Source organism: uncultured Clostridium sp. (assembly GCF_910588715.1).
GTDB lineage: Bacteria > Bacillota > Clostridia > Clostridiales > Clostridiaceae > Clostridium.
In genome coordinates, this window is the sequence record NZ_CAJURG010000001.1 from 464,101 (window position 1) to 485,626 (window position 21,526).

Below are 21,526 nucleotides of genomic sequence, written 5' to 3' on the forward strand. Positions count from 1 at the left end.
ATTTACATTCCAATATGGTTCTACTTTAATCCGACCTATACTAAGCCGCTATTTTCCTATAATTCATAGATACATTCTGTCCACCTAAAAAATTTTTAACTATTTTAAATATTTTTTTATTCATATATATTAATATTGTATCTTTAATATAAGAATAAATCAGCTATTGTCTATCCCCCTATATTTTAACATTATGTTAGGTCGACAATCAAATAAAATTACTAGTTTTATCTTCTTGTTTTCCCCACATATCTTTTTGCAACCATCTTTCATTTCTACTCTTAAATAAAATTACAGAATCAATATCATCTCTAATTATACTATCTAGCTCATATTTTAACTTAACAATTTGAGATTCTGATAGCTCTCCCTCAAATACTGAATTTTGAATATGACATAAATATTTTTTACAAGTTTTAAAGGTTTTATTTAATACTCGTTGTCCACCATTATCACTCTTTATATCGTAAACTAATATAACATACATATAATTCTTCCCCTTACCACCAAATTTTAAATGGATCATAATCCTTTTCACCAAGTAAATGTTTAATTAATTTATAACATTCTAATCTCATTAAATATTCATATGATACACTTTTATTTAATTCTTTATGCTTTATTGTTGTTTGCAGTCTTTTATCTAATTCAACTACAATAGTTTTTGAAGCCTCTTTAGTAAGATGTAAATAATTTAATTCTTTTGTAAAACTTTTTTCCGTTATTTGTTTTTTGTTTAAAAGAGAAAATATAAGTCTATCAGCTAATATCGGTTTAAATATTTCTGATATGTCTAGGCTTAAAGAAAATCTTCTTTCCCCTGGTTCATGTAGATAACTTACCGTAGGATCTAATTGAGTATGGTATATTGCTCCTAATACTTTTGTATAAATTAAAGTATTTACAAAAGAAATCAATGTATTTATCATATTATCTGGTGGATTTTTAACTCTTTTTTTGAAATCTATATTTTGATCTATCAATATATTCCATGCTTCATAATATATCTTTCTAATATTTCCTTCATACCCCATAAGCTCAGTTATACTATTGCATTTATATATATGTTTTCTTAACGCTTCTACTTTATCCATATATTCTTGTACATTCTTTCCTCTTCCATTATAATACCTTAAATTTCTATAAATATTATAACTTGCTCCATCTATAAATTTTTTAGCTATCTCTAATCTCTTTTCATCATCAATATAATGACTTACTTGATTAACCAATAAGTTTCCTGATATTAATTTTTTTCTAGGTTGAAAGCTTCCAGTATAAAAACTATAATAATTAAAAAAATGTACTATAATGTCATATTGTGATAAGTAATTAACTAAATTTGTATTGAAATCCATTTCAGACATTACATATATTTCATTTACTGTTTCTATAGGCATATATCTTTTTTTACCTTCTTCATCTATAAATTGAATAGAATTATCTTTTCTTTTTAATTCTCCATTATTGTATATATAATAACTTCTTTTCATAAGATCCCCCTTTAATTTTTATATTTTATATAAAACATAAATCATAATAAGCACAAGACTTGCATATTTTTTTCTTATCTAAGCTTGGTGGATTATTAGCTTTAACTATAACTTTTATATCATCTAATATTTTCTTTATATCTTTTATATCATCCTCTACTAACTCTATGTCTACGCTTTGCTTAAGTAACGGATAGTCTATTTTTCCTTTTATATTATTAACTCCTCTTTTTTTAAGAAAATATAAATAATACTTTACTTGTAATATACTAGCTTCTTCTATTTTTTTACTTTTCTTAACCTCATGTAAAATTCCTTTTGATCTTATAAAATCAATATTTATTATGTTATCTATATTTATATGTTTTTTATCTCTTTTATAAGTTTCTTCATCAATAGCTTTACCTATTAAAACATTTTCATTTCCTTGTTCCATTTGTATTTCATTATAAAAATACCAAAGTTTTCTCTTACAAACCTCATAATAATAAATCATTACACCAGTAACTTCTTTTTTCATATTTTACCTCTCTAACTATCCCAAATAACCGAATTTCTTGTTTCATTATTATATTTAATACTTTTATATCCTACATCACCATACTCACACTCAATGACTTTTATATAATCATTTTTATATTTACTTAATAATACCCTATCATAATTGTTAATATCCCATAAACTTACCGAAACTGTATATTCCATCAATTTATTCCTTAATTTTCGTTTTTCTTCTTTACTAGTATTAATACTATTTAAACCTTCTTCTATCTTCTTTATCTCATCTATATATTTTATATATATAGGGCTAGGAATAACATCTTCTGATAATATATCTCTTAAATTCTCTTCATTTTTCTTAAACTCATAAGTTTTTATCTTATTTATATATCGATATTTCTCTCTATATTTTTTTAAATAATCACTTTCTTTCAAGTTATCCGTAGTTAGATAGGTATTGATTAAATTAATCTTATCTTTTTCCGAAATTTTACCATCAAAATAACGTATAGCCTCTTTTGATAAATCAAATAGTACTTTATCTACATTTCCATTAATCAAATCAACATAATCTATTTTGGTATATATATAACAGTTATAATCTTTATTTTCCTTCTTACCCTTTCTATTACACCTGCCTAATCTTTGAAAAAGTGAGTTTAAATCTCTAAGTTCTGTAAATAAATAATCAAAATCTATATCTAAACTTGCTTCTACTATTGATGTAGAAATCCATATACCATTTTGTTTATCTATATTTTTATTTTCATCGTAAGTTCTTCCAAATCTTAAAATTTCACACTCTTTTTTTGCTCTATCTTTCCTTATAAACTTACTATGAAGTATATTAACTTCTTCTGTCTCATCAATTAAACTAATTAACTCTTCATATAAATTTATTGATTCCCTTATACTATTACATACTACAAGTATCTTATTACTTTTATTTAATTTCTTATTTTCTATATACTTTTGATAAATATCATTAACATTTAGTTTTTTATCTATAACTTTTAAATTATGCCTCTTCATGTCATTAATAAATTCAGTTTTATTTTCCTTAAAATTTATATTCTTTTTTAATAAGTCTTTTATAAATGGAGGTAAAGTAGCTGTAAGTATTGCAACTTTCCCACCAAACTCTACTATTTTTTCAATACCACATATTAAATATGCTAATAAATCTGGTCCATAAGCTTGTATTTCATCTATTACTATTTTAGAGTATGATAATATAGTTAATTTTAGCTCATATTCAGGATATTTATATAAAAAATCAAATATCTGATCCATAGTTGATATATTTAACGGAATTGAAAGACTTTTCCCCATATTATTATATTCATTTAAGAATTCGTTACTCTTATCAAAAATCTTCATATAGTACTCCAATGAACTTGAATGTAATATCGCAACTCTCTCGTCTATTGATTTATTTTCTAATATATCATTTCTTACTCTATCATATATTGCATTTATAGCAGCTCTTACAGGTAAAACAAAAAATCCTTTTGTATCCCCTATCCACAATAAACCTGCTTCTGTTTTTCCCATTCCAGTTTGTGCTATTGCAATTATATTTTCATCTTTATTTTCTTTACAAAAATATTGTAAGTCATTCCAACTTGCTTTTTTATTATCAATTTTCCATTTATTTAAAAGCATTTCTAATGATTTACTTAAAAAATCATTTTTATATTCAGCTACTCTTTCTGCACTTGCACTATAATCACATTTATGAAGATATCCCTTTATTTTTATAGCATCATTATCTTCTACCATATCTGCTAAATCTGATTTTATAAAATCATCTAATTCATATATTTTAAAATTTTCAATTAAAATTCTTATTAATTCTTCTTTCTTTGTCATTTCATCAAAGTTATTACAATAACTATGGTGATTAAACACACTAATAGCTACTTTTAAATAATCCTCTGTACTTTTAAATTTCTTACTATCAATAAAATATAATGATAAAATATTGTGTACAACTTCCTTTTCTTCATTAAATCTTATTTTTTTACTATTTACTCTTTTTTGAAACTCTTTATTTAATTTTCCTAAATCATGATATATACAAGCTTTTTCAACTAAATCATATATAGTATAATTTTTTATATATCCAAGCTCTAATAAAAGATCTAAAACTTCTAATAAATCTAATATATGTTCTTCTATTGTCTTATTTGGTTTTGCATTATTTTCTTTAATCAACTTTAATATTTCTTCATCTAATATATCTAATCTATTTTTCATAAATCCTCCTAAACTTAAAGCAGCAGAAAAATTTTCTACTGCTTTAATTATATAAGTTGTTTATTATATAAAGTTTACAATATACTCCTTGCCATCTTCATTATCTATAAATATATTCTCACTTGTCTTTTTTATAATATATTGAGAGGCATAAATCACTTTCTTCTTTTCTTTAAAATATCTTTTTCCATTTTCTAGTTCATATCTTTTATTTAACCAATATTTGGTTCCTGTAATAGCTCTTCCATAGTCTACATTTTCAAACGCTATATTTCTATTTTTAACGTCATTATAGTTTATATAAGCTGAATAATTACTTTTAGCCCTATATACATTGAACTCTCTTAACTCTATAATTTTTATTTCCTCTACATTAACAAAATCTTCACTTCTACCTATTGATTTTAAATTATATATATTATCTTTTATATCATTAAGTATATTTTCATCAGCTCTTACATGTAGAATAAGCTCTATATTATTTAATACTTCATAATATTTTAAAGATGTCACTAAACTTCTAAACCTCGATATTGGAATAGTATAGTGTTCAGCTTCATAAGACTTCAAACTTTCCTTAAGTTCCTTTTCCTTACTCCTTAGCTCTTTTGCCTTTTCTGTCAATTCTATAAATTCTGATGATTTTTTATCTAATTTCTTCTTTGCATCTGCTAATTGTTTTTTTTCAGTCTTAATAGTTTCAAGCTTTATCTTATAATCTGTACTCTTATAATTATCTATTTTATCTTTTAAATCTTTTAAATCCCTATATTCCTTTAATAGCTCTTCATTATATACTTGTATAGTTACACCTTTTCGAAAGTCATTTCCTTGTGATTTTTTAGCACTAGCAACTTTGTCAAAGGCACTTGATAAAAGGTTCCCATTTTTCATTTTAACTAAAATACCTCTATCATCCATTAAGTAATTATAAAAACAATAATCAGTATATGGCTCTTTGCTCATTGATTCAAATTTACCCTGTATGCTTATATCCATTTCCTTATATTCCTTATATCCACAAGCGTTGTGTAATGCACCAATTACAGTCGAAATAGGCGGAAGGGGATAGGTCATTTTATTATCTATTGTTTCTTCTTTCCTATAATTAGCACTACTTTGAGTAATAACTATCCTTAAAGCTTTCATATATTTACCTACTTTCTCTTAATTACTCTACTCCAAAGTAAACATTTACTTCATTTCTAACGTTATCAAAAAATTTAGATATGGATATAGGAGCTAACTTTTCTTTAACTTCACTTTCGTTTCTTAAAGTCCTTCCTTCTAATAATCCAACATAAAATCCTTTTTTAATTTTATCTTGTAGATCTTCAGATAATATTAATTTACCCTCTTCAACTTTTACTACATTCTCAAAATAATGTGTCTTTCTATCTGATAGTCCCCCTACAATAAATACTGGTTCTGCATTATCTAAATTACCTTTTACAGTTAAACTTAAATTTTCTATAGCATTTAATAATGAATTTACTCTATCTGCCTTTTCTTCATTACTAGCCTCTTTATAGTTTTCCTCATGTTCAAAGTTTTCATCTTTTCCAATCATCTCTAAGTCAATAGTTATACTATATATTTTTAGTGATTTGTCGTATTCGTATTGATATGGCATTAATCCTGAATCTTTAGGATTTGACTGTATGTTTATTCCTTTACTTTTTGCAACATTTGTAGCTAAATATAAATTATTATGAAATCTAGTTTCATTTATAAATCTATCACAAGCTATAGCATCAGTTAAATAAAATGAACTTTTTCTAATATTTGTAGCTTCTAGTGTATTCATATATCCCCCTTCAAGAGCTCTACAGTTAGAAGCATTTAACTCTTTATTAACCATTTTTTGAGTTGTTTTTTTATCAACTTCTGTTTTTAAATCGTCATACATGCCACTTTGAACCATAATTGCATTTTTTAAACTTTCTCTACTTCTCATTGTGTACACCTTTCCATTTTTAAATACCTTTTGTACACTTGCAATATTCCCTAATCCCTCAGAATAATTTGAAGTCATATTTGCTATTACTGTTAATGTTAATGCTTTTTTATTCATTTTCTTTCATCTCCTTATTATTGTTTAATTCTTTATTAGGCTTTTTTGATAAAGCATTTATAAATGTATATACTAAATCTTTATTTTCTTCAAAATCATCATATAAATCATATACAAATCCAAATTCTATATCTACATAATTTGATAATTGAAGCAATATTTGATATACCCTATCATAATCTTTAAATATAATTGCACTAGTTAATTTTTGTTTATAAGTATCTATTTTGTTTTCTAACTTTTTTTCCTTCATAAATGCAGAAACTTGCTTTGCACATTTATAAGCTCCCTTTAATTTTTCATTCATATTTTTACCACCCCTTATTAATTGATTTACCTTTATTAATTGTGATACTAATAATCCTCTATCAGCCTTTAATAAAGTTTCTATTAAATTATCTAGATATATATTATTTACAATACTGTCTGTTACCACTTTTTCAATATCTATATAATATTTATCAGTTACCTTATGTGAAGTACATAAATCTTTATAAGATATATTACACTTAGTAAAATTTTTAAATATATCTATACTTTCTTTTCTTAAATATAATGTTTCAAAATATCCATTATCTCTATTTTTTATAATTACTTCTACATCTCTATTTATAAAATCTGATGATTCTATAATTCCTTTAAATAAAGAATATCTAGGTCTTTTAATTTTGGTTTCTTTATTTAAATCTTTTAAGTCATTTAATATTTTTGATTTAAAGCTATTATTAGTTTTCTCTATATTTTCTATTGTTGAATTATCATTTATAAAAAATGATTCTCTATCTCCATTAAATGAGAATATGACGAAATCCATTTCTATATCATCTTGCCCTATAAAAGAATTAGTATTAAAATTAAATCCTGTAGACTTTCCTTTTCTTCCTACATCTATACAATATCCAAGCAACCTACAAAACTTTTGTTTTCCATTAAACAGTTGGTATTTATTTGCATAATTATCATACATATTACTAAAGGTTTCTTTTATTATTTCATTTCTATTTTTATCAATTAAATCTAATATTTCTTTTTTATTTTCTTTATTAGCTTTAATTTTTTTCATTATCGTATTTGCTGATAACTTAGTATTTACTACTTTAATATCCTCATCACTTAATTCTTCCTTTGAAAGAATATTCTCAATATCTTTAAGATGGAATTCTTCCTTATATCTATTTTCTACAAATTTTAAATATCTTTCTTCTGTAATATCTTCACTATTGTATAAAATGCAGTCATTATTATAATCTTCTTTAAATTCTATATCATGATAAGTAAAGTATTGAATTAATCCATAAATTGCTGCTGAAAATCTCCAATCTGATGCTTCTAACTTAGTGTTGTAATTATCAATTTCTACTCTTGTTTTCATTTGTCCTCCTTTCTTATATTAAATCCTGAGTAACTAGATCGACCATTCCAAAACCTGCGCTTGATCTTGATCCAATTCCAGAATTATACAAATATTGCAATATTCTTTTATTAGCTTGAATTTCAAACATTCCAGTTGTAACATCTATATATTTTCCATAATGTTTAACCACAATTTTCTTACAATTTAAAGGATTTACTTTTATTTCATCTATTTCATCTTTAGTAAATCCGAATTTAATTAACTTATTACTTAATACAACATTAAGTTTTTCCCTAAACTCCTCATCATTATATACATAATAAATATCTTTATTGCTTTTTCTATCGTGATCTCTTACACATATTCCACTACCTATAGAAGTTTTAAATACGGCTTTGTAATTTATAATTTCTTCTTGTTTTTTGTTTCTTATATTTTTTAGTGTCATAAAATTATCATTTTCTAATGGATAAGCTTTATTTTTTTGACCTATAAATGCACTAAATAAAATGAATCCTATCTTTTCTTTATCATCTGTAGAAAAAAGTATCTCTATTTGATTACTTTCTAATTCTATATACTTCTTATTAAATTTTGCTTTTGGTAATATTACTGAAAAGCAATAATCTTTTTGTATAGTATTATTAAAAAATTTCTCATAATATTTTCCATTATTACAATTAGATAAAGCATTTTTAATATAACTTAATATAACTCTTCTATAATCATCAGGAAAAATATTCTTTTTTAATTCCAGTGTTAATACAATTCTCATTTCATCCTCCTTATTTTTAAATTTCATATGTTTATTATTGTTATTAGTATTTTAATAAAAATTTTTAAACATTTGTTATTTATTAAATACCTTAATTTTATTATACTAATATATATTCATGGTTTTAATATAAATTTAAAAAAATTTACATAAATTTCATAAAAAATTCATGTAAATTTTTTTATTTCCAATATGGATATACTATACCTTAATTTTATATACTTATATAAATTCATTTTACATTCCAATATGTAACTACTTTTATTTATAATATTATTCTTGAGTACTTTTGTCAATATCTTATTTATTTTTTAATTATCATGTATTTTTTCCAAAAATATTGCCATACTATAATTAAGAAGGAGATTCCAAAAGCTTCTTCTTCTGAACAAAATAGAAACTATTATCACATTGCTCTTATGATGATAATAGTTTCTATTAATTTATTTTCAAACAAAAAATTAAAGTCAACTAAAGCTGACTTTAACTTTTATATTTTTATAACTATTATAATTCTTCATTATTAGCTATTTTAGCCTTAGCTTTTTTATTTTGCTTAGGCTTTTTTTCATTTCTGTTTTTAGCCAAAATATTTTCACCTCTTTATTAATAAAGTAAACCTTTACAAAAGTTCATTTATAGTTTTTCTTTAACAAGTTAAAATAATACTGGCAATTATATGACCTAAATCCAACTTATACTTATAATGCATATTTATTTTAATTATATTATTTATACTATTGTTTTTAATATTTTCTTATTATAATTGTTAATATAAATATATTTTATAATCTAAAAGGAGAATAATATGAAAAATACTATAAAACTCACATCCTTAACTAAAACTTCTGGATGTGCTTCAAAAATCGGCCCAGCTATTTTAGATTCCGTCTTATGTAATCTACCAATATTTGAAAATCCTAATTTATTAGTAGGTTTCGATAAAAAAGATGATGCTTGCGTATATAAAATTTCTGATGATAAAGTTTCAATACAAACAGTTGATTTTTTTCCCCCAATGGTAGACGATCCTTACACCTTTGGACAAATTGCTGCTACAAATGCCTTGAGTGATATTTATGCAATGGGTGGAGACCCTGCTGTTGCTATGAACTTATTATGTTTTCCATCATGCTTAGACCCATTTTTAATACATGATATATTATCTGGTGGATATAGTAAAATATCTGAAGCTGGTGCTGTTGTTGCAGGCGGACATACTATTGCTGATCCTACACCTAAATACGGACTTTGCGTTACTGGTTTTGCTCATCCAAAAGAAATCCTTACAAATAGTAATGCACAAGTTGGTGATCTACTTGTTTTAACTAAACCTATTGGTATAGGAATTTTAAATACTGCTGCAAAGGCTGAATTATTATCTTCTGAAAAAATAAAAGAAGTTACTAATATTATGATAACTTTAAATAAATACGCAAAAGAATCTCTTAAAAATTTAAATGTTAATTCTTGTACTGATATAACTGGCTTTAGTTTAATTGGTCATAGTTATGAAATGGCAAGTGGAAGCAACAAAACTATTAAAATATTTACTGATTATCTTCCTATAATTGATGATGCATTATCCTTTGCTAAAATGGGAATAATTCCAGAAGGAATGTATAACAATTTAGAATATCTTAAAGATTTATTCAAATGCGATAATAATATTTCTCAAGAAATGAAAGACCTACTTTTAGATCCCCAGACATCTGGTGGACTTTTGATATCAATGCCAGAAAAAGATGCTCTTGAATACGTATCTCGTATGGAATTACATAATCCTTGGACAAAAATCATTGGTGAAGTAACTTCTAAAAAGGATTATTCAATTATAATAAAGTAATTTAAAATATATTATTTTAAAACAACTTTTTATAAAAAAATCCAATAAAAATTACATATAAAAAAGGAGCTATATTATATTGAATTAAAAAACTTCAATTAATATATCTCCTTTAACACTATATTGTTATTACTTTTGAGGCTTCTTTCATAGCATTAGTTATATCATACATATTACTAATTTTTCCTACCCCTAACTTTTCTTCTAATCCATAAAAATTAAGACATGCTCCACAAACTAGAAGTTCTACTCCTTTATCCTGTAAAGTTTTTAAATGTTCTACTGCTTGTTCATTTAAAGTAGGAACTTTTACTCCACCATTCATAAATAAAATCGATTTAGGCAAATCTTCACCTTCTGAAATTGTATAAATGAACATTTTCATTAAAGATTTTCCTAACTCTTTACTTCCATCACCAATAGTTTCCCTACTAATAAATATACTCCAATTGCCCAAAGACTTTTTTCCTAAGGTTTTATTTAAAACTTCTTCGCATTCTTCACATCCATTTGAAAAGTTAACTTTAAAATTACCATTTTCCTCTTTAATTATAGTTTTAAAACCTTGACTATTTGCTAATCTTTTCAAATTTTCAACAGCAATTTTATTATCAACTTCAATTTCAAAAAATTTCACACCTGAATCTATTTCTTTTTTTGCTATTATTACCGGCATCGGGCAAGCTTTACCTTTAGCATCTATAAATTTACTCACTTATTCTTTCCTCGCTTAATTTAAATTTTTACTATTCATGTACATTATAGCTTCTAAAACTCCACCACCAATTGATCTTGCTTTATCTGATATAGTAAAACAATGATCTTTTTCACATCTAGGGTCTATATCACCACTTTTCATTCCCTTAAAAACTTCTATTCCTTCTTGTAACATTCCCCTTACTATACCATCTATTTCAGCTACAACTTCAACACCATCAATATAAGCGATTACTTCACCTTTCTTAACATAATCACCTATTTTTACTACAGGTCTTATTTTCCCATTACTTGATGCCCTAATTATTCTCTCCTTTGTATATCCACCTATATTTCCTGGTATACCAGTGTTAGGTATTGCACTTCCTTCCTCTATTACTTTTCCTAAATAATGTCCTCTTTTAGTTTCAATTACTAAATGACAATCCTTTTTAGCTTCAAATCCCGGTCCAACTCCAATAACTATTGGTGCATCATTTATACTTGTTCCTAGATTTTTTTTAGCAATTATAGCATCTACTACAACCTTAGGCTTTAATTTTTTTATAATGTTTGCTTCTTTATCAATTATTATTGGTATATTACCTTTTTTTATTTCTTTATGTATTTCATTAATATTATTAACTTTAATGCCTTTAATACCTTCAATTTCAATTTCATTATCAAATATTGCTTGTGAAAATGCTACTGTTCTTCTAACTGTAGTTGGATTATCAATTTCAGTCATAACAATATCAAAGCCACTTTTTTTTAACCTATAAGCTATTCCAGTAGCTAAATCACCAGCACCTTTTATAAGTACTATCATAAAGTCACCCCTCTAAAGTTTAAAATTAACCTCTATAGCTTGTAATAACACCTTGTACACCTTTTTCACTTAAATATTTACATATTATCTCTGCCTTAGATAATAGCTCTTCGTTGTCAACCTTATTAATAATAGCTCTATATTTAGCATTATTACACTTATCTATATATTTTTTTTGCCCATTTTCACTACTTAATAAAATAGCAATATCTTCTTCACTTATTTTATCATCAAAATTTTTTCTAAGTATATTGCATACATGCTCTGGTCTATGGCATATTTCTTTTATACTCTTTCCTAAAGAATCTATTCCTGCAACCCCTATAATCATAGTTGTATTTTCTAAAATTACAGGTTCATGACTAGCTGGCGCCTTTAATGGTAACATTTTTGATCCATCTGCTTCTATAAGTAAAAAATCACATAACTCTATTAATATTTTTGCAATTTTATTTCCTACAGATGATATTTTTTCATTTTTATCTTTAATTCCTACTGTAATTAAATTGTCCTTTTTAAATCTTTCCTCTATTTCCTTTAAGTCTCCCTTAAAATCAATAAAATCTTTAGGCATATGCATATGTGTAGTAGTTGTTACTAATACCCTTTTTCCTAAAGAGCTTAATTCATTTGCTAAAGTATACATAGATGTAGTTTTTCCCCCACCACCTACAAATGAAATTATGCCTTTTTTATTAATATCAATTTCTAAAGACTCATGTAAATATTTCTTTTTATTTATATTATTATTTTTATAACAACAAACTCTCATATTAATTCCCTTACACTAAGTTAACTTTTAAAATTTAATAAATTAAAGAATTTAAAAAAATTCCTTTTTAATCATCACTACAAACACACATTGAATGCTGTAAATTTATATATTCCTCTTTACTTAAACTTTTTAAATATCTATCATAATGATTTTCACTACAAAACTTACCTATTTTATTTTCATAAAAATCTTTTTCTAAATTCTTTTTGCAAAATAAACATTTATCCATGGTTTTGCTCCTTATAATTTAAATTCTAATTAATACTTATAATTAATTATTTTATAAAACTTATTCCTCATATAAATTATCTTCAATGATTTTATTTGCTAAAATTCCTATATTAACTTCTTTAGTATCCATATAAACATCAATAATTCTATCTACTAAAGTAACTTCAACATATTCAATAATTTTTCCATCTTCATCTTTATATTTAATAATATCATATGTTATAATATCATCTTTAAGTTGTTTTTTAGTAATCATAACTTTCTCCTTTGTTATTTTATAATCTTTAATATGTTTTCAAAAGATTCAATTTTATCTTGAAAATCTTTTACTTCTCCAAATCCATACTCTGCATATATAAATGGTACATTTGCAAGTTTTGCTGAATTTGCATCGCCTTGTGTATCACCTACATAAACTGGATTTTTTAAGTTATTTCTTTCTACTATTAATTTAATATTTTCTGCTTTAGGAAGAGCTGTTCTACCTGGGCATTCATAATCAATAAAATATTTATTTAAACCATGTGATTTGAAAAAACTTTCAATATAACCATCTTGACAATTACTTACTATAAATAACTTATAATCTTTTACTAATACTTTTAATGTTTCTTCTAAATTATCATATAATGTTGCGCCATACTTTGCTAAATATTCATTTTCATACTTATAACATTCATTCATTATTTTCATTTGCATTTCTTCATCTAAATTTGGAAGCAAAATTTCAGCTATTTCATTTAATAATTTCCCCATACAAGGTTTTAAATCTTCTACCGTTATCTCTTTTCTATTTAAATTATATTTTGAAATTACATAACTCCAGGTTTTTGCAACTTCCGCCGTAGAATCCCATAATGTTCCATCCAAATCAAATATTATACCATCAAACTTCATATTATCCTCCTAAAACTTAGCTTACTATTAATTATTATATCATTATCTATAAAATTTGTTATATAATTTTATTTTTATGTAACATATTTAAATTTTACTTAATAAAATATATTATACAATGACAAAGGTGACTATTATGAAAAAATCAAAAAACAACTTTTTAAGTAATTTGATTCAATGTTGGCAAGAAGTTTCTATTAGTGATAAAGCTCTTATTATACTAATGTCATTCTTATTAGTTCAAAGTATATATAACTTATTTATCCCCGAATCTACTGGTGCTAATTCACTTACTATAAATCTTGCAATTCGTGCTTCTATTGCCTCAATATTTGGATATTTTTTAAGCGAAAATTTTTTAAAAAATAAAACAAAAAATAAAAATTCTAAAACAGGTTCAAAAGGTTACATTTGCAATAAAACAATACAAATTTTAATTGCCCTAATTGTTTGTACAATAACTTTAATTTCTTTAATTATAGCAAATAATATAAATATATTATCTTCTGAAATTAATCCTACAGTAATTCAATTTAGAGACTTAATAGGTAATTGCATAGGTTTTTTGCTTGGTCATTCTAGTAGCTCTATAAAAAATAATTCATCTAATAATTAAATTTTATAAACAAATAAGCTACATTATATTGATTTTTAAACTCAATATAATGTAGCTCTTTTTATATAAATTTTCTATTTATAAATTAACATTAAACTTTATATTTTTACATACTTACAATTAACATTAAAACCTTAATTAAATCTAAAACTGAAGCTTTAATTAACCAATTAATTGTCTGTATAATTTAGCATACTCTTCTGCTGAATTTTTCCAAGAGAAATCTTTCTCCATTCCTCTAAGAACTATTCCATTCCATCTATCTCTTTCTTCAAAATAGATATGTTTTGCATAATTTATTACATTAAGCATATCGTGTGCATTATAATTTGTAAATGAGAATCCAGTTCCTTCATCTTCATATATATTATATGGTTCCACAGTATCCTTTAATCCACCAGTTTCTCTTACTATAGGAACAGTTCCATATCTTAATGCTATTAATTGAGTTAAACCACATGGTTCAAATCTTGATGGTACAAGCATTGCATCTGCAGCTGCATATATTTTATGAGCTCTATTATTAGAAAAGTATATGTTTCCAGATACCTTTCCTTTTAATTTCCACTCATAATGTCTGAACATACTTTCAAAATGTTCATCACCAGTTCCTATAATAACTAATTGAGTATCTTCATCTACAATTTCTTCTATAACACATTGTATTAAATCTATACCTTTTTGATCTGTTAATCTTGATATTAAACCTATCATAAATTTATTTTCATCTTGTTCTAAACCTAATTCTTTTTGTAATTCAAGTTTATTTTTAGCCTTATTTTCTACAAAATTTTCTTTATTATATTGCTCAAATATTTCTTTATCAGTTTCAGGATTATATTCATTATAATCTATACCATTTAATATTCCAAATAATCCTCCACTCTTTTCTCTTACAACACCATCTAAACCTTCCCCATAATACTCACTTTGTATTTCATCTTTATAAGTATTACTTACTGTTGTAATATAATTTGAATATACTAATCCACCTTTTAACATATTAGCATCTCTTTTATATTCCATATCTGATGTTCTAAATACATGATCTGGGAATCCAGTAATCCATTTAAGTGTTTCAATATTCCAAATGCCTTGGAATTTTAAATTATGAATTGTCATAATTGTGCGTATGTTGTGATAGAAAGGATTATCTTTAAATGTTGTATGAAGATATACTGGTAATACTCCTGTTTGCCAATCATGACAGTGTATTATATCTGGTTTAAAGTTTATAGTAGGTAAAATTGATAAAGCCGCTTTACTAAAGAAACAGAATTTTTCTATATCAAATTTAGTATCACCATAAGGTGTACTTCCACCAAAATAACGTTCATTATCTATAAAATAAAATGTTATACCTTCATGTTTAATAGTCATAATCCCTACATGTTCACTACTACTAACATGTCCAAAATCCATATAGAAATGTGTTACGTATTCAAAATCTCCTCTGTATTTCCAAGGAATACATTTATAATTTGGAACTATTACCCTTACATCAAATTCCTCCTTTGGGAATGACTTAGGAAGTGATCCTACAACATCTGCAAGTCCACCTGTTTTTATAAAAGGTACACATTCTGATGCTACAAATAATATATTTTTCATAATTTTATCCTCCATTTTTTCTCCACATCTTTTTCCATTTTTAATATAATTATATTATATTAATTATTAATAATATTTTAACATATTTCTACTTTTTTTAAATATTTTTCTTTAATATTTGTCAATTAATTCTATGTAAACCTTTTTATATAATTATTTTTAATTATTTGTTTTACAAAATTATCAATTTATTAATATATTTACTATTAAGTATAAATAACTATATTTCTTAATATAATTAAAGCAAATTAATATATTAATTATTTATCTATTTATAAAGTATAAAGAGGGTGATTTCATGAAAAATAATGCTTATGAAGTTATGAAAAAAATGTTATCAATTGATGAAGAAATTCAAAGACTTACAGCAAACTTAAAAAATATATCTCAAATTGCAGAAAGAGAAACTATGGAAAAGCGAATTGATAATTTATATGCTGATTTTTTAAATTATAAGCATATATTAGAAAGTGTCGAAGTTATAATCTTATAAATTATAATATAAAAAAAGTAGTAATCCTAAACTAAAGATTACTACTTTTATTTTATTATGCGATTTTATCTATTGAATCTTCCTTGCTTCCATATTTTTTCTCATATCTTGAGATTAAGTAGAATGCAACTAAACTAAATACTATTGGACCAGCTAATTGGAATCCAGTAGAAACATAATCTTTACTTTCAATTGCTGGTTGTAATATTGTAAATATATTTGCAAATCCAACTGTAACAGTTACTACTATTGCCCATACTGTCGCCATAGTTTTACTTTTGAAGAAGATAAATGGCTTTTCAATATTATCATTTTTCTTAAAGTAAATAAATGCAATTGCTAAGAACATTGTAGGAATTGTCATTGCAACATTTCCCATCAGTATTAAGTAATCTAAGAAACTTGAAGATTTACCACCAGTTATCACTGCAATTATTATTATTCCAACAACAGCAATACATTGAATCCACATCGCTGTTACAGGCATTCCATTATTACTTAACTTAGTCCACTTTTCTGGCCAAATTTCTTTTGGAGTACCTTCTATTAATTGTTTTAATGGTGAATAAATTAATGTAAAGAATGCACCAAGTAATGCTAAGAACATTGCTAGTCCTATATATCTAGCAAACCATGTCCCCATTATTTCAACACCATGAGGAGATAATCCAAATACTTCTCCAAGTTTAATACCTAAATTTTTAATAACAACATATGATACATTTGCCATTCTTACATCAGGATTTGAAAGAACTTCTTGCCAATTTGTAAATAAACCAACCATTAATATAGCTAAAGAGTATCCTACACCAATAACAATTGCTGATATTTTAATTCCCTTTGGAAAAGTTTTATTAGCATTTTCAGTTTGATCAACTAGACCTCCAACTGCTTCTAATCCACCATATGCAAAAATTGCAAAAACTAAAAATCCTAATACAGCTAAAACTGTCCCATATGCTGGATTTGGAGAATGTGCAAATTCTGATAAATTTAATGGTTGGGCTGCTGTAAATCCATTAGCAAAGAATACTATTAATGAACCAACTATTAATAATACATTAGCACTAGTTACAAATATACCACCTATAGATGCAACCTTTGAAATACTATTTAATCCTTTTGAAGATAAGAATGTAATTAATATAACAAATACTGCTCCTAAAATTCCTAATGTTTGTGATGAAGTTAGTCCAAATAAAGACCATGATGAGGTTTGATCTGAACCAAAAATTAAGTTTGAAAGGGGAACCCAAATTGATGATGATACACTAACCATCCAAACTATGTATGAAGCAAACCACATAAATGTACCAATAAATGCAAATTTTCTACCTACTGATTTTTGCATCCAAACATAGATACCACCTTTTTCTTCTTTAAATGATGCACCAAATTCAGCCATCATAAATGCATATGGTATAAAGAAACATACTGCTCCAAATATATACCATGGAATTGCAGAATATCCCATAAGGAAAAACGCTCTTGGAATATTGTTAAAACCAAATACTGATGTAAAAATCATAAGTATTAATGCTACTAGAGTTAATTTACCTGTTCCATTTTTACTCATAAAAAAATTTCCTCCTTTGATATAATTCCTATTAATTTTAAATAATATATTTGTCGAATTTTACAACAAATGTATTATAGCATATTTTTCTATATTTTTCTATGAGAAATTTTTTACATTTATATTATATATCTATTATTTTTAAAAATTTATCATGAAAATATATATTTTTTTAACTATTACATATATTTATTTTTTATATTTTGATATATATTAATTCTAAGATAATACATTAAATCTAGTAATTGAACATTTTTATATATTATTATTTCAAAAATTATATTTTAAATTCATATTTTAAAATATTAATATTTATTTTATTTAACTTTCTACAAAAATAAATATAGCAAATTTAAATTATTTAAATAAATTTAAAATTTCATCATTAGTTAACCTTGAAATATTATTTATATTTAAACTTTCATCATCCATAATGCTATTTATTATTTCTCGTTTATCCTCTTGCAGGTCAATAATTTTTTCTTCAATAGTGTCCTTAGCAATAAGCTTAATCACTTCAACTATATTTTTTTGTCCTATTCTATGTGCTCTATCTGTCGCTTGGTCTTCTATTGAAGGATTCCACCAAGGGTCCATATGCATAACAAACTTTGCTGATGTTAAGTTTAATCCAGTTCCTCCTGCTTTTAAAGAAATTAAAAAAATCTCCGCTTCTTTACTTTCATTAAATTTAGAAACAAGTTTTATTCTTTCTTTAGCATTTGTAGTTCCATCTAAATATTTAACTTCTATTTTTCTTTTATTTAATTCCTCTTTTAAATTTTTTAATACGGAAGTAAATTGAGAAAATACTAGCATTTTATTATTACTTTTTATAATATCTTCTATTATCTCTATAGCTGCGTTTATTTTTCCACTATCTCCTTTATAATCTTTATTAACTAATATAGGGTCTTGACATATTTGTCGTAACCTTGTTAAATAAGATAAAATTGTTATGTTATCCTCTTCTCCAGTTTTTAATTTCAATTTAACTTCTTTCATATAATTTTTATAGGCTAACTTTTGAGTTGTAGTCATTGAAATATAATACTTTTTTTCAATTTTTTCTGGCAATTCAGTTATAACATCCTTTTTCAATCTTCTTAATATAAATGGCTTTACTAAATTTTTTAACTCTTGAATTTCTTTTTCTGTTTTGTTAATAAACTTTTTCTTAAATTTCTTTTCGTCAAATAAATATCCAGGCATTATAAAATCAAAAATAGACCATAATTCAACTAAAGAATTTTCTATTGGAGTACCTGTTAATGCAAATTTCACCTTTGCATTTATTTCTTTTATAACCTTAGTATTTTGTGCTTTTGGGTTTTTTATATTTTGTGCCTCATCTATAATTAGATAATCAAAAATTTCATTTTTATAAAATTCCATATCATTTTTAATTGTCCCATAAGTAGTTAATAAAATATCGTAATCTTTTTTGTTATCTATAACTTTACCTCTAACACTTTTGCTTCCATGAATAATACCAACTTTTAAACTTGGTGCAAATTTTTCAAATTCATCTTTCCAGTTATATATAAGTGAAGTTTGTGTAACAACTAGCGATTTACTATTTTTCTTATATAATAAAAAAGCTATTATTTGAATAGTTTTACCAAGCCCCATTTCATCAGCTAAAATCCCTCCAAAATTCATTTCACTTAAAGATAACAAATAATTTACACCAGCAAGTTGATAATTTCTTAATTTTCCCTTTAGCCCCTCTATTTTATTAATTTTTTCTATATCCCTATTTTCTAACCTTTTAGAAACTATCTTTAATGTTTCTGCTCCCCTTATAAAATTTAAGCTATAATTTTTTATATTTTCATCTATAAATAAAGCTTTACTCTCATCTACTTCTATTTCACCATCATATATTTCTTGATTGTAAATTAAATTATCAAGTATATTAAAAAAATTTATTATTCCTAAATCTCTTAAATTTAATATTTTTCCTTTCTTTGTTTTATAAAAATCTCTGTCCTCTTCTAAAGCCTGTAATACATTTATATATTCACTATAACTTAAATCATCTATAGAATACTTAAAAATGATTTTTTCGTTTTCATTTTCAAATTTAGCTACTATATTATCACTATCTATAAGATTAATTTCATCAAAACTTTTATCAAACTCAACTATAGAAAATTCATTAAAAAACTTTACCCCATCTACTAAAAACTTATAATATTCTTCATCATCACCAATGAACAAAAATTCATTTTCCTTCTTTATAAATCTATATCTTTCTAACTTCATAGATATTTCTTCTTCAAAATTATTATCCCTCAAAAAGTAATTTATGTTTTTATCTAATATATTTATAATTTTCCCAAAATAATTAATATTAACTTTACACTTAATACTGTTATTTTCATTTTTAATTAAAGTTTTAACCTTGTAATACTTTCTACAAAGACTTTTAACACCTTCTCCTAATATTATTTCATTACTAATATTTCCTAATAAATTAAATAAATTACTAATATAATTTTCTTGCTTAGGATATTCTATTTTTCCATTAACTTTTAAAGTGTTGTATAATATTTTATAATTATCTATTTGATTATTGCTTGGTAAATAAATTTTTCTATCATTTAAAAATAAAGTAAAGTCATCATTTAATGGTATAGGTAGCTTTTTCTTTGTAGTTAAAATTACTTTATCTAAATCTATTTTTACTGTAAATGATAGAGGCATATCCCCTTTTATTACATAACTTTCATAATTAATATATTCATAATTTAGCTTAACCTTTTTATTTTCATCTACTAATTTTAATATTTCCTCTATATACTTTTCCTTAATTCTTAAAACCTTACCATCTATGATATTAAATGACTCTTTATTTTTTAAATTCAAATCTATATAATTTAAAAGCTCCTTATCCTTATCATTTAACTTCATACAGGAACTATTATAAAGAAATTCACCATTAATTCTAAATTGACCATTTGTTTTAATACATTTTAAAAATTCACTTATTTTAGAAATTAAATATGTAATTTTTTCTCCTATTTTTAGTTGTATATCAAATGTATTATTATCATTTTTTTTAATATCTAAATCTAAATTTATTATTTTCTTTTCAACATTTCCCTTAGCAATATTAATTTCTCTACTTTTATTTAATTTTTGATCTTCTTTTAACTTTTTCTTTAATTTACTTTTTCCTATAATATAAAAATAAAATATAGTTGCAATTATATGCTTACATATATAATTAGATTTATATTTTGAAAATTCCTCATATGTATTACATGTACACTTTGCACTTATTAATTTTTTATTTTTTAAATTATACTTTATATGACAACTATACTCTTTCCCATTATCGCCAATTATCCTTGAATATATATGATAAACATCATCAATTTTTTTACTACTTAAATTTGATACTAACCTTTTTTTATAAATTTCCTTTCCTTCTTTTATACTAATATTAGACCCTAAAGCTAATACCTCATCTAATAATTTTTTTAAATTCATGT

Annotated in this window: 20 protein-coding genes; 3 read left to right on the forward strand and 17 right to left on the reverse strand. The window is 24.3% G+C overall.

Annotated features, from left to right (window positions below):
* Positions 1–208: 208 nt before the first annotated feature.
* The 8 genes from cas2 to cas6 all read right to left on the reverse strand — a co-directional run bounded on the left by cas2 (position 209) and on the right by cas6 (position 8,456).
* On the reverse strand, positions 209–487 hold the full coding sequence (gene cas2 / locus QZ321_RS02335) for a CRISPR-associated endonuclease Cas2 (protein ID WP_291746156.1): 279 nt from the start codon (positions 485–487) through the stop codon (positions 209–211).
* Between the two features lie 13 nt (positions 488–500).
* Positions 501–1,493: a type I-B CRISPR-associated endonuclease Cas1b gene (gene cas1b / locus QZ321_RS02340; protein WP_291746159.1), complete on the reverse strand. Its 993-nt coding sequence runs from the start codon at positions 1,491–1,493 to the stop codon at positions 501–503.
* A gap of 25 nt (positions 1,494–1,518) precedes the next feature.
* Entirely contained in the window at positions 1,519–2,013 is a 495-nt protein-coding gene (gene cas4, locus QZ321_RS02345) for a CRISPR-associated protein Cas4 (RefSeq protein WP_291746160.1), read from the reverse strand.
* 11 nt (positions 2,014–2,024) lie between these two features.
* Positions 2,025–4,253, reverse strand: coding sequence for a CRISPR-associated helicase Cas3' (gene cas3 / locus QZ321_RS02350; RefSeq protein ID WP_291746162.1), 2,229 nt, complete (start codon positions 4,251–4,253; stop codon positions 2,025–2,027).
* A gap of 63 nt (positions 4,254–4,316) precedes the next feature.
* On the reverse strand, positions 4,317–5,402 hold the full coding sequence (gene cas5 / locus QZ321_RS02355) for a CRISPR-associated protein Cas5 (protein WP_291746164.1): 1,086 nt from the start codon (positions 5,400–5,402) through the stop codon (positions 4,317–4,319).
* A gap of 22 nt (positions 5,403–5,424) precedes the next feature.
* Positions 5,425–6,327, reverse strand: a complete 903-nt coding sequence (cas7i, locus tag QZ321_RS02360; RefSeq protein ID WP_291746166.1) for a type I-B CRISPR-associated protein Cas7/Cst2/DevR — start codon at positions 6,325–6,327, stop codon at positions 5,425–5,427.
* Positions 6,320–7,699: a type I CRISPR-associated protein Cas8a1/Csx8 gene (cas8a1, locus tag QZ321_RS02365; RefSeq protein WP_291746168.1), complete on the reverse strand. Its 1,380-nt coding sequence runs from the start codon at positions 7,697–7,699 to the stop codon at positions 6,320–6,322. Before cas8a1 ends, cas7i begins: the two co-directional genes overlap by 8 nt.
* Before the next feature lie 13 nt (positions 7,700–7,712).
* Positions 7,713–8,456 carry a CRISPR-associated endoribonuclease Cas6 gene (cas6, locus tag QZ321_RS02370; protein WP_294196105.1) on the reverse strand — a complete coding sequence of 248 codons (744 nt, stop codon included), beginning with the start codon at positions 8,454–8,456 and terminating at the stop codon, positions 7,713–7,715.
* A gap of 808 nt (positions 8,457–9,264) precedes the next feature.
* Here cas6 and selD point away from each other — a divergent pair.
* The gene (selD, locus tag QZ321_RS02375; protein ID WP_291746174.1) at positions 9,265–10,302 is read left to right on the forward strand and encodes a selenide, water dikinase SelD; all 1,038 of its coding nucleotides are present in this window, start codon (positions 9,265–9,267) and stop codon (positions 10,300–10,302) included.
* A gap of 118 nt (positions 10,303–10,420) precedes the next feature.
* Here selD and yedF read toward each other — a convergent pair whose 3' ends face one another.
* The 6 genes from yedF to QZ321_RS02405 all read right to left on the reverse strand — a co-directional run bounded on the left by yedF (position 10,421) and on the right by QZ321_RS02405 (position 13,730).
* Positions 10,421–11,017 carry a sulfurtransferase-like selenium metabolism protein YedF gene (gene yedF / locus QZ321_RS02380; RefSeq protein ID WP_291746177.1) on the reverse strand — a complete coding sequence of 199 codons (597 nt, stop codon included), beginning with the start codon at positions 11,015–11,017 and terminating at the stop codon, positions 10,421–10,423.
* 15 nt (positions 11,018–11,032) lie between these two features.
* A complete protein-coding gene (gene yqeB / locus QZ321_RS02385) occupies positions 11,033–11,827 on the reverse strand; it encodes a selenium-dependent molybdenum cofactor biosynthesis protein YqeB (protein ID WP_291746180.1) in 795 nt (264 codons plus the stop codon).
* Between the two features lie 25 nt (positions 11,828–11,852).
* Positions 11,853–12,599 carry a selenium cofactor biosynthesis protein YqeC gene (gene yqeC / locus QZ321_RS02390; RefSeq protein ID WP_291746183.1) on the reverse strand — a complete coding sequence of 249 codons (747 nt, stop codon included), beginning with the start codon at positions 12,597–12,599 and terminating at the stop codon, positions 11,853–11,855.
* Positions 12,600–12,666: 67 nt separating this feature from the next.
* Positions 12,667–12,831 carry a hypothetical protein gene (locus QZ321_RS02395; protein WP_291741544.1) on the reverse strand — a complete coding sequence of 55 codons (165 nt, stop codon included), beginning with the start codon at positions 12,829–12,831 and terminating at the stop codon, positions 12,667–12,669.
* A 60-nt stretch (positions 12,832–12,891) separates the two neighbouring features.
* On the reverse strand, positions 12,892–13,089 hold the full coding sequence (locus tag QZ321_RS02400; RefSeq protein WP_291741542.1) for a hypothetical protein: 198 nt from the start codon (positions 13,087–13,089) through the stop codon (positions 12,892–12,894).
* A 14-nt stretch (positions 13,090–13,103) separates the two neighbouring features.
* Positions 13,104–13,730 carry an HAD family hydrolase gene (locus QZ321_RS02405; RefSeq protein ID WP_291746186.1) on the reverse strand — a complete coding sequence of 209 codons (627 nt, stop codon included), beginning with the start codon at positions 13,728–13,730 and terminating at the stop codon, positions 13,104–13,106.
* Between the two features lie 136 nt (positions 13,731–13,866).
* Here QZ321_RS02405 and QZ321_RS02410 point away from each other — a divergent pair, with 136 nt between their 5' ends.
* Positions 13,867–14,346: a hypothetical protein gene (locus QZ321_RS02410; protein ID WP_291746189.1), complete on the forward strand. Its 480-nt coding sequence runs from the start codon at positions 13,867–13,869 to the stop codon at positions 14,344–14,346.
* A gap of 162 nt (positions 14,347–14,508) precedes the next feature.
* On the opposite strand, the gene glgA is transcribed toward QZ321_RS02410, so the two are convergent.
* The gene (gene glgA, locus QZ321_RS02415; RefSeq protein ID WP_291746191.1) at positions 14,509–15,957 is read right to left on the reverse strand and encodes a glycogen synthase GlgA; all 1,449 of its coding nucleotides are present in this window, start codon (positions 15,955–15,957) and stop codon (positions 14,509–14,511) included.
* A 298-nt stretch (positions 15,958–16,255) separates the two neighbouring features.
* On the opposite strand from glgA, the gene QZ321_RS02420 reads away from it, so the two are divergent.
* Complete coding sequence (locus tag QZ321_RS02420) at positions 16,256–16,450, forward strand: hypothetical protein (protein WP_291746193.1); 195 nt, start codon at positions 16,256–16,258, stop codon at positions 16,448–16,450.
* A 55-nt stretch (positions 16,451–16,505) separates the two neighbouring features.
* Here the strand turns inward: QZ321_RS02420 and yjeM are convergent, their stop codons facing one another.
* Both yjeM and QZ321_RS02430 read right to left on the reverse strand, forming a co-directional pair.
* Positions 16,506–18,026: a glutamate/gamma-aminobutyrate family transporter YjeM gene (gene yjeM, locus QZ321_RS02425; protein WP_291746194.1), complete on the reverse strand. Its 1,521-nt coding sequence runs from the start codon at positions 18,024–18,026 to the stop codon at positions 16,506–16,508.
* A 357-nt stretch (positions 18,027–18,383) separates the two neighbouring features.
* A complete protein-coding gene (locus QZ321_RS02430; RefSeq protein WP_291746196.1) occupies positions 18,384–21,524 on the reverse strand; it encodes a DEAD/DEAH box helicase in 3,141 nt (1,046 codons plus the stop codon).
* Positions 21,525–21,526: the final 2 nt, after the last annotated feature.

Excerpts from the sequence above, each read along its gene's own strand:
- yqeB (WP_291746180.1), bottom strand. The coding sequence starts at position 11,827 with ATGATAGTACTTATAAAAGGTGCTGGTGATTTAGCTACTGGAATAGCT.
- QZ321_RS02405 (WP_291746186.1), bottom strand. The coding sequence starts at position 13,730 with ATGAAGTTTGATGGTATAATATTTGATTTGGATGGAACATTATGGGAT.
- cas1b (WP_291746159.1), bottom strand. The coding sequence starts at position 1,493 with ATGAAAAGAAGTTATTATATATACAATAATGGAGAATTAAAAAGAAAA.
- cas3 (WP_291746162.1), bottom strand. The coding sequence starts at position 4,253 with ATGAAAAATAGATTAGATATATTAGATGAAGAAATATTAAAGTTGATT.
- QZ321_RS02420 (WP_291746193.1), top strand. The coding sequence starts at position 16,256 with ATGAAAAATAATGCTTATGAAGTTATGAAAAAAATGTTATCAATTGAT.
- glgA (WP_291746191.1), bottom strand. The coding sequence starts at position 15,957 with ATGAAAAATATATTATTTGTAGCATCAGAATGTGTACCTTTTATAAAA.
- yjeM (WP_291746194.1), bottom strand. The coding sequence starts at position 18,026 with ATGAGTAAAAATGGAACAGGTAAATTAACTCTAGTAGCATTAATACTT.
- QZ321_RS02395 (WP_291741544.1), bottom strand. The coding sequence starts at position 12,831 with ATGGATAAATGTTTATTTTGCAAAAAGAATTTAGAAAAAGATTTTTAT.
- QZ321_RS02400 (WP_291741542.1), bottom strand. The coding sequence starts at position 13,089 with ATGATTACTAAAAAACAACTTAAAGATGATATTATAACATATGATATT.
- cas7i (WP_291746166.1), bottom strand. The coding sequence starts at position 6,327 with ATGAATAAAAAAGCATTAACATTAACAGTAATAGCAAATATGACTTCA.
- QZ321_RS02430 (WP_291746196.1), bottom strand. The coding sequence starts at position 21,524 with ATGAATTTAAAAAAATTATTAGATGAGGTATTAGCTTTAGGGTCTAAT.
- cas8a1 (WP_291746168.1), bottom strand. The coding sequence starts at position 7,699 with ATGAAAACAAGAGTAGAAATTGATAATTACAACACTAAGTTAGAAGCA.
- yqeC (WP_291746183.1), bottom strand. The coding sequence starts at position 12,599 with ATGAGAGTTTGTTGTTATAAAAATAATAATATAAATAAAAAGAAATAT.
- cas4 (WP_291746160.1), bottom strand. The coding sequence starts at position 2,013 with ATGAAAAAAGAAGTTACTGGTGTAATGATTTATTATTATGAGGTTTGT.
- selD (WP_291746174.1), top strand. The coding sequence starts at position 9,265 with ATGAAAAATACTATAAAACTCACATCCTTAACTAAAACTTCTGGATGT.
- cas2 (WP_291746156.1), bottom strand. The coding sequence starts at position 487 with ATGTATGTTATATTAGTTTACGATATAAAGAGTGATAATGGTGGACAA.
- cas5 (WP_291746164.1), bottom strand. The coding sequence starts at position 5,402 with ATGAAAGCTTTAAGGATAGTTATTACTCAAAGTAGTGCTAATTATAGG.
- cas6 (WP_294196105.1), bottom strand. The coding sequence starts at position 8,456 with ATGAGAATTGTATTAACACTGGAATTAAAAAAGAATATTTTTCCTGAT.
- QZ321_RS02410 (WP_291746189.1), top strand. The coding sequence starts at position 13,867 with ATGAAAAAATCAAAAAACAACTTTTTAAGTAATTTGATTCAATGTTGG.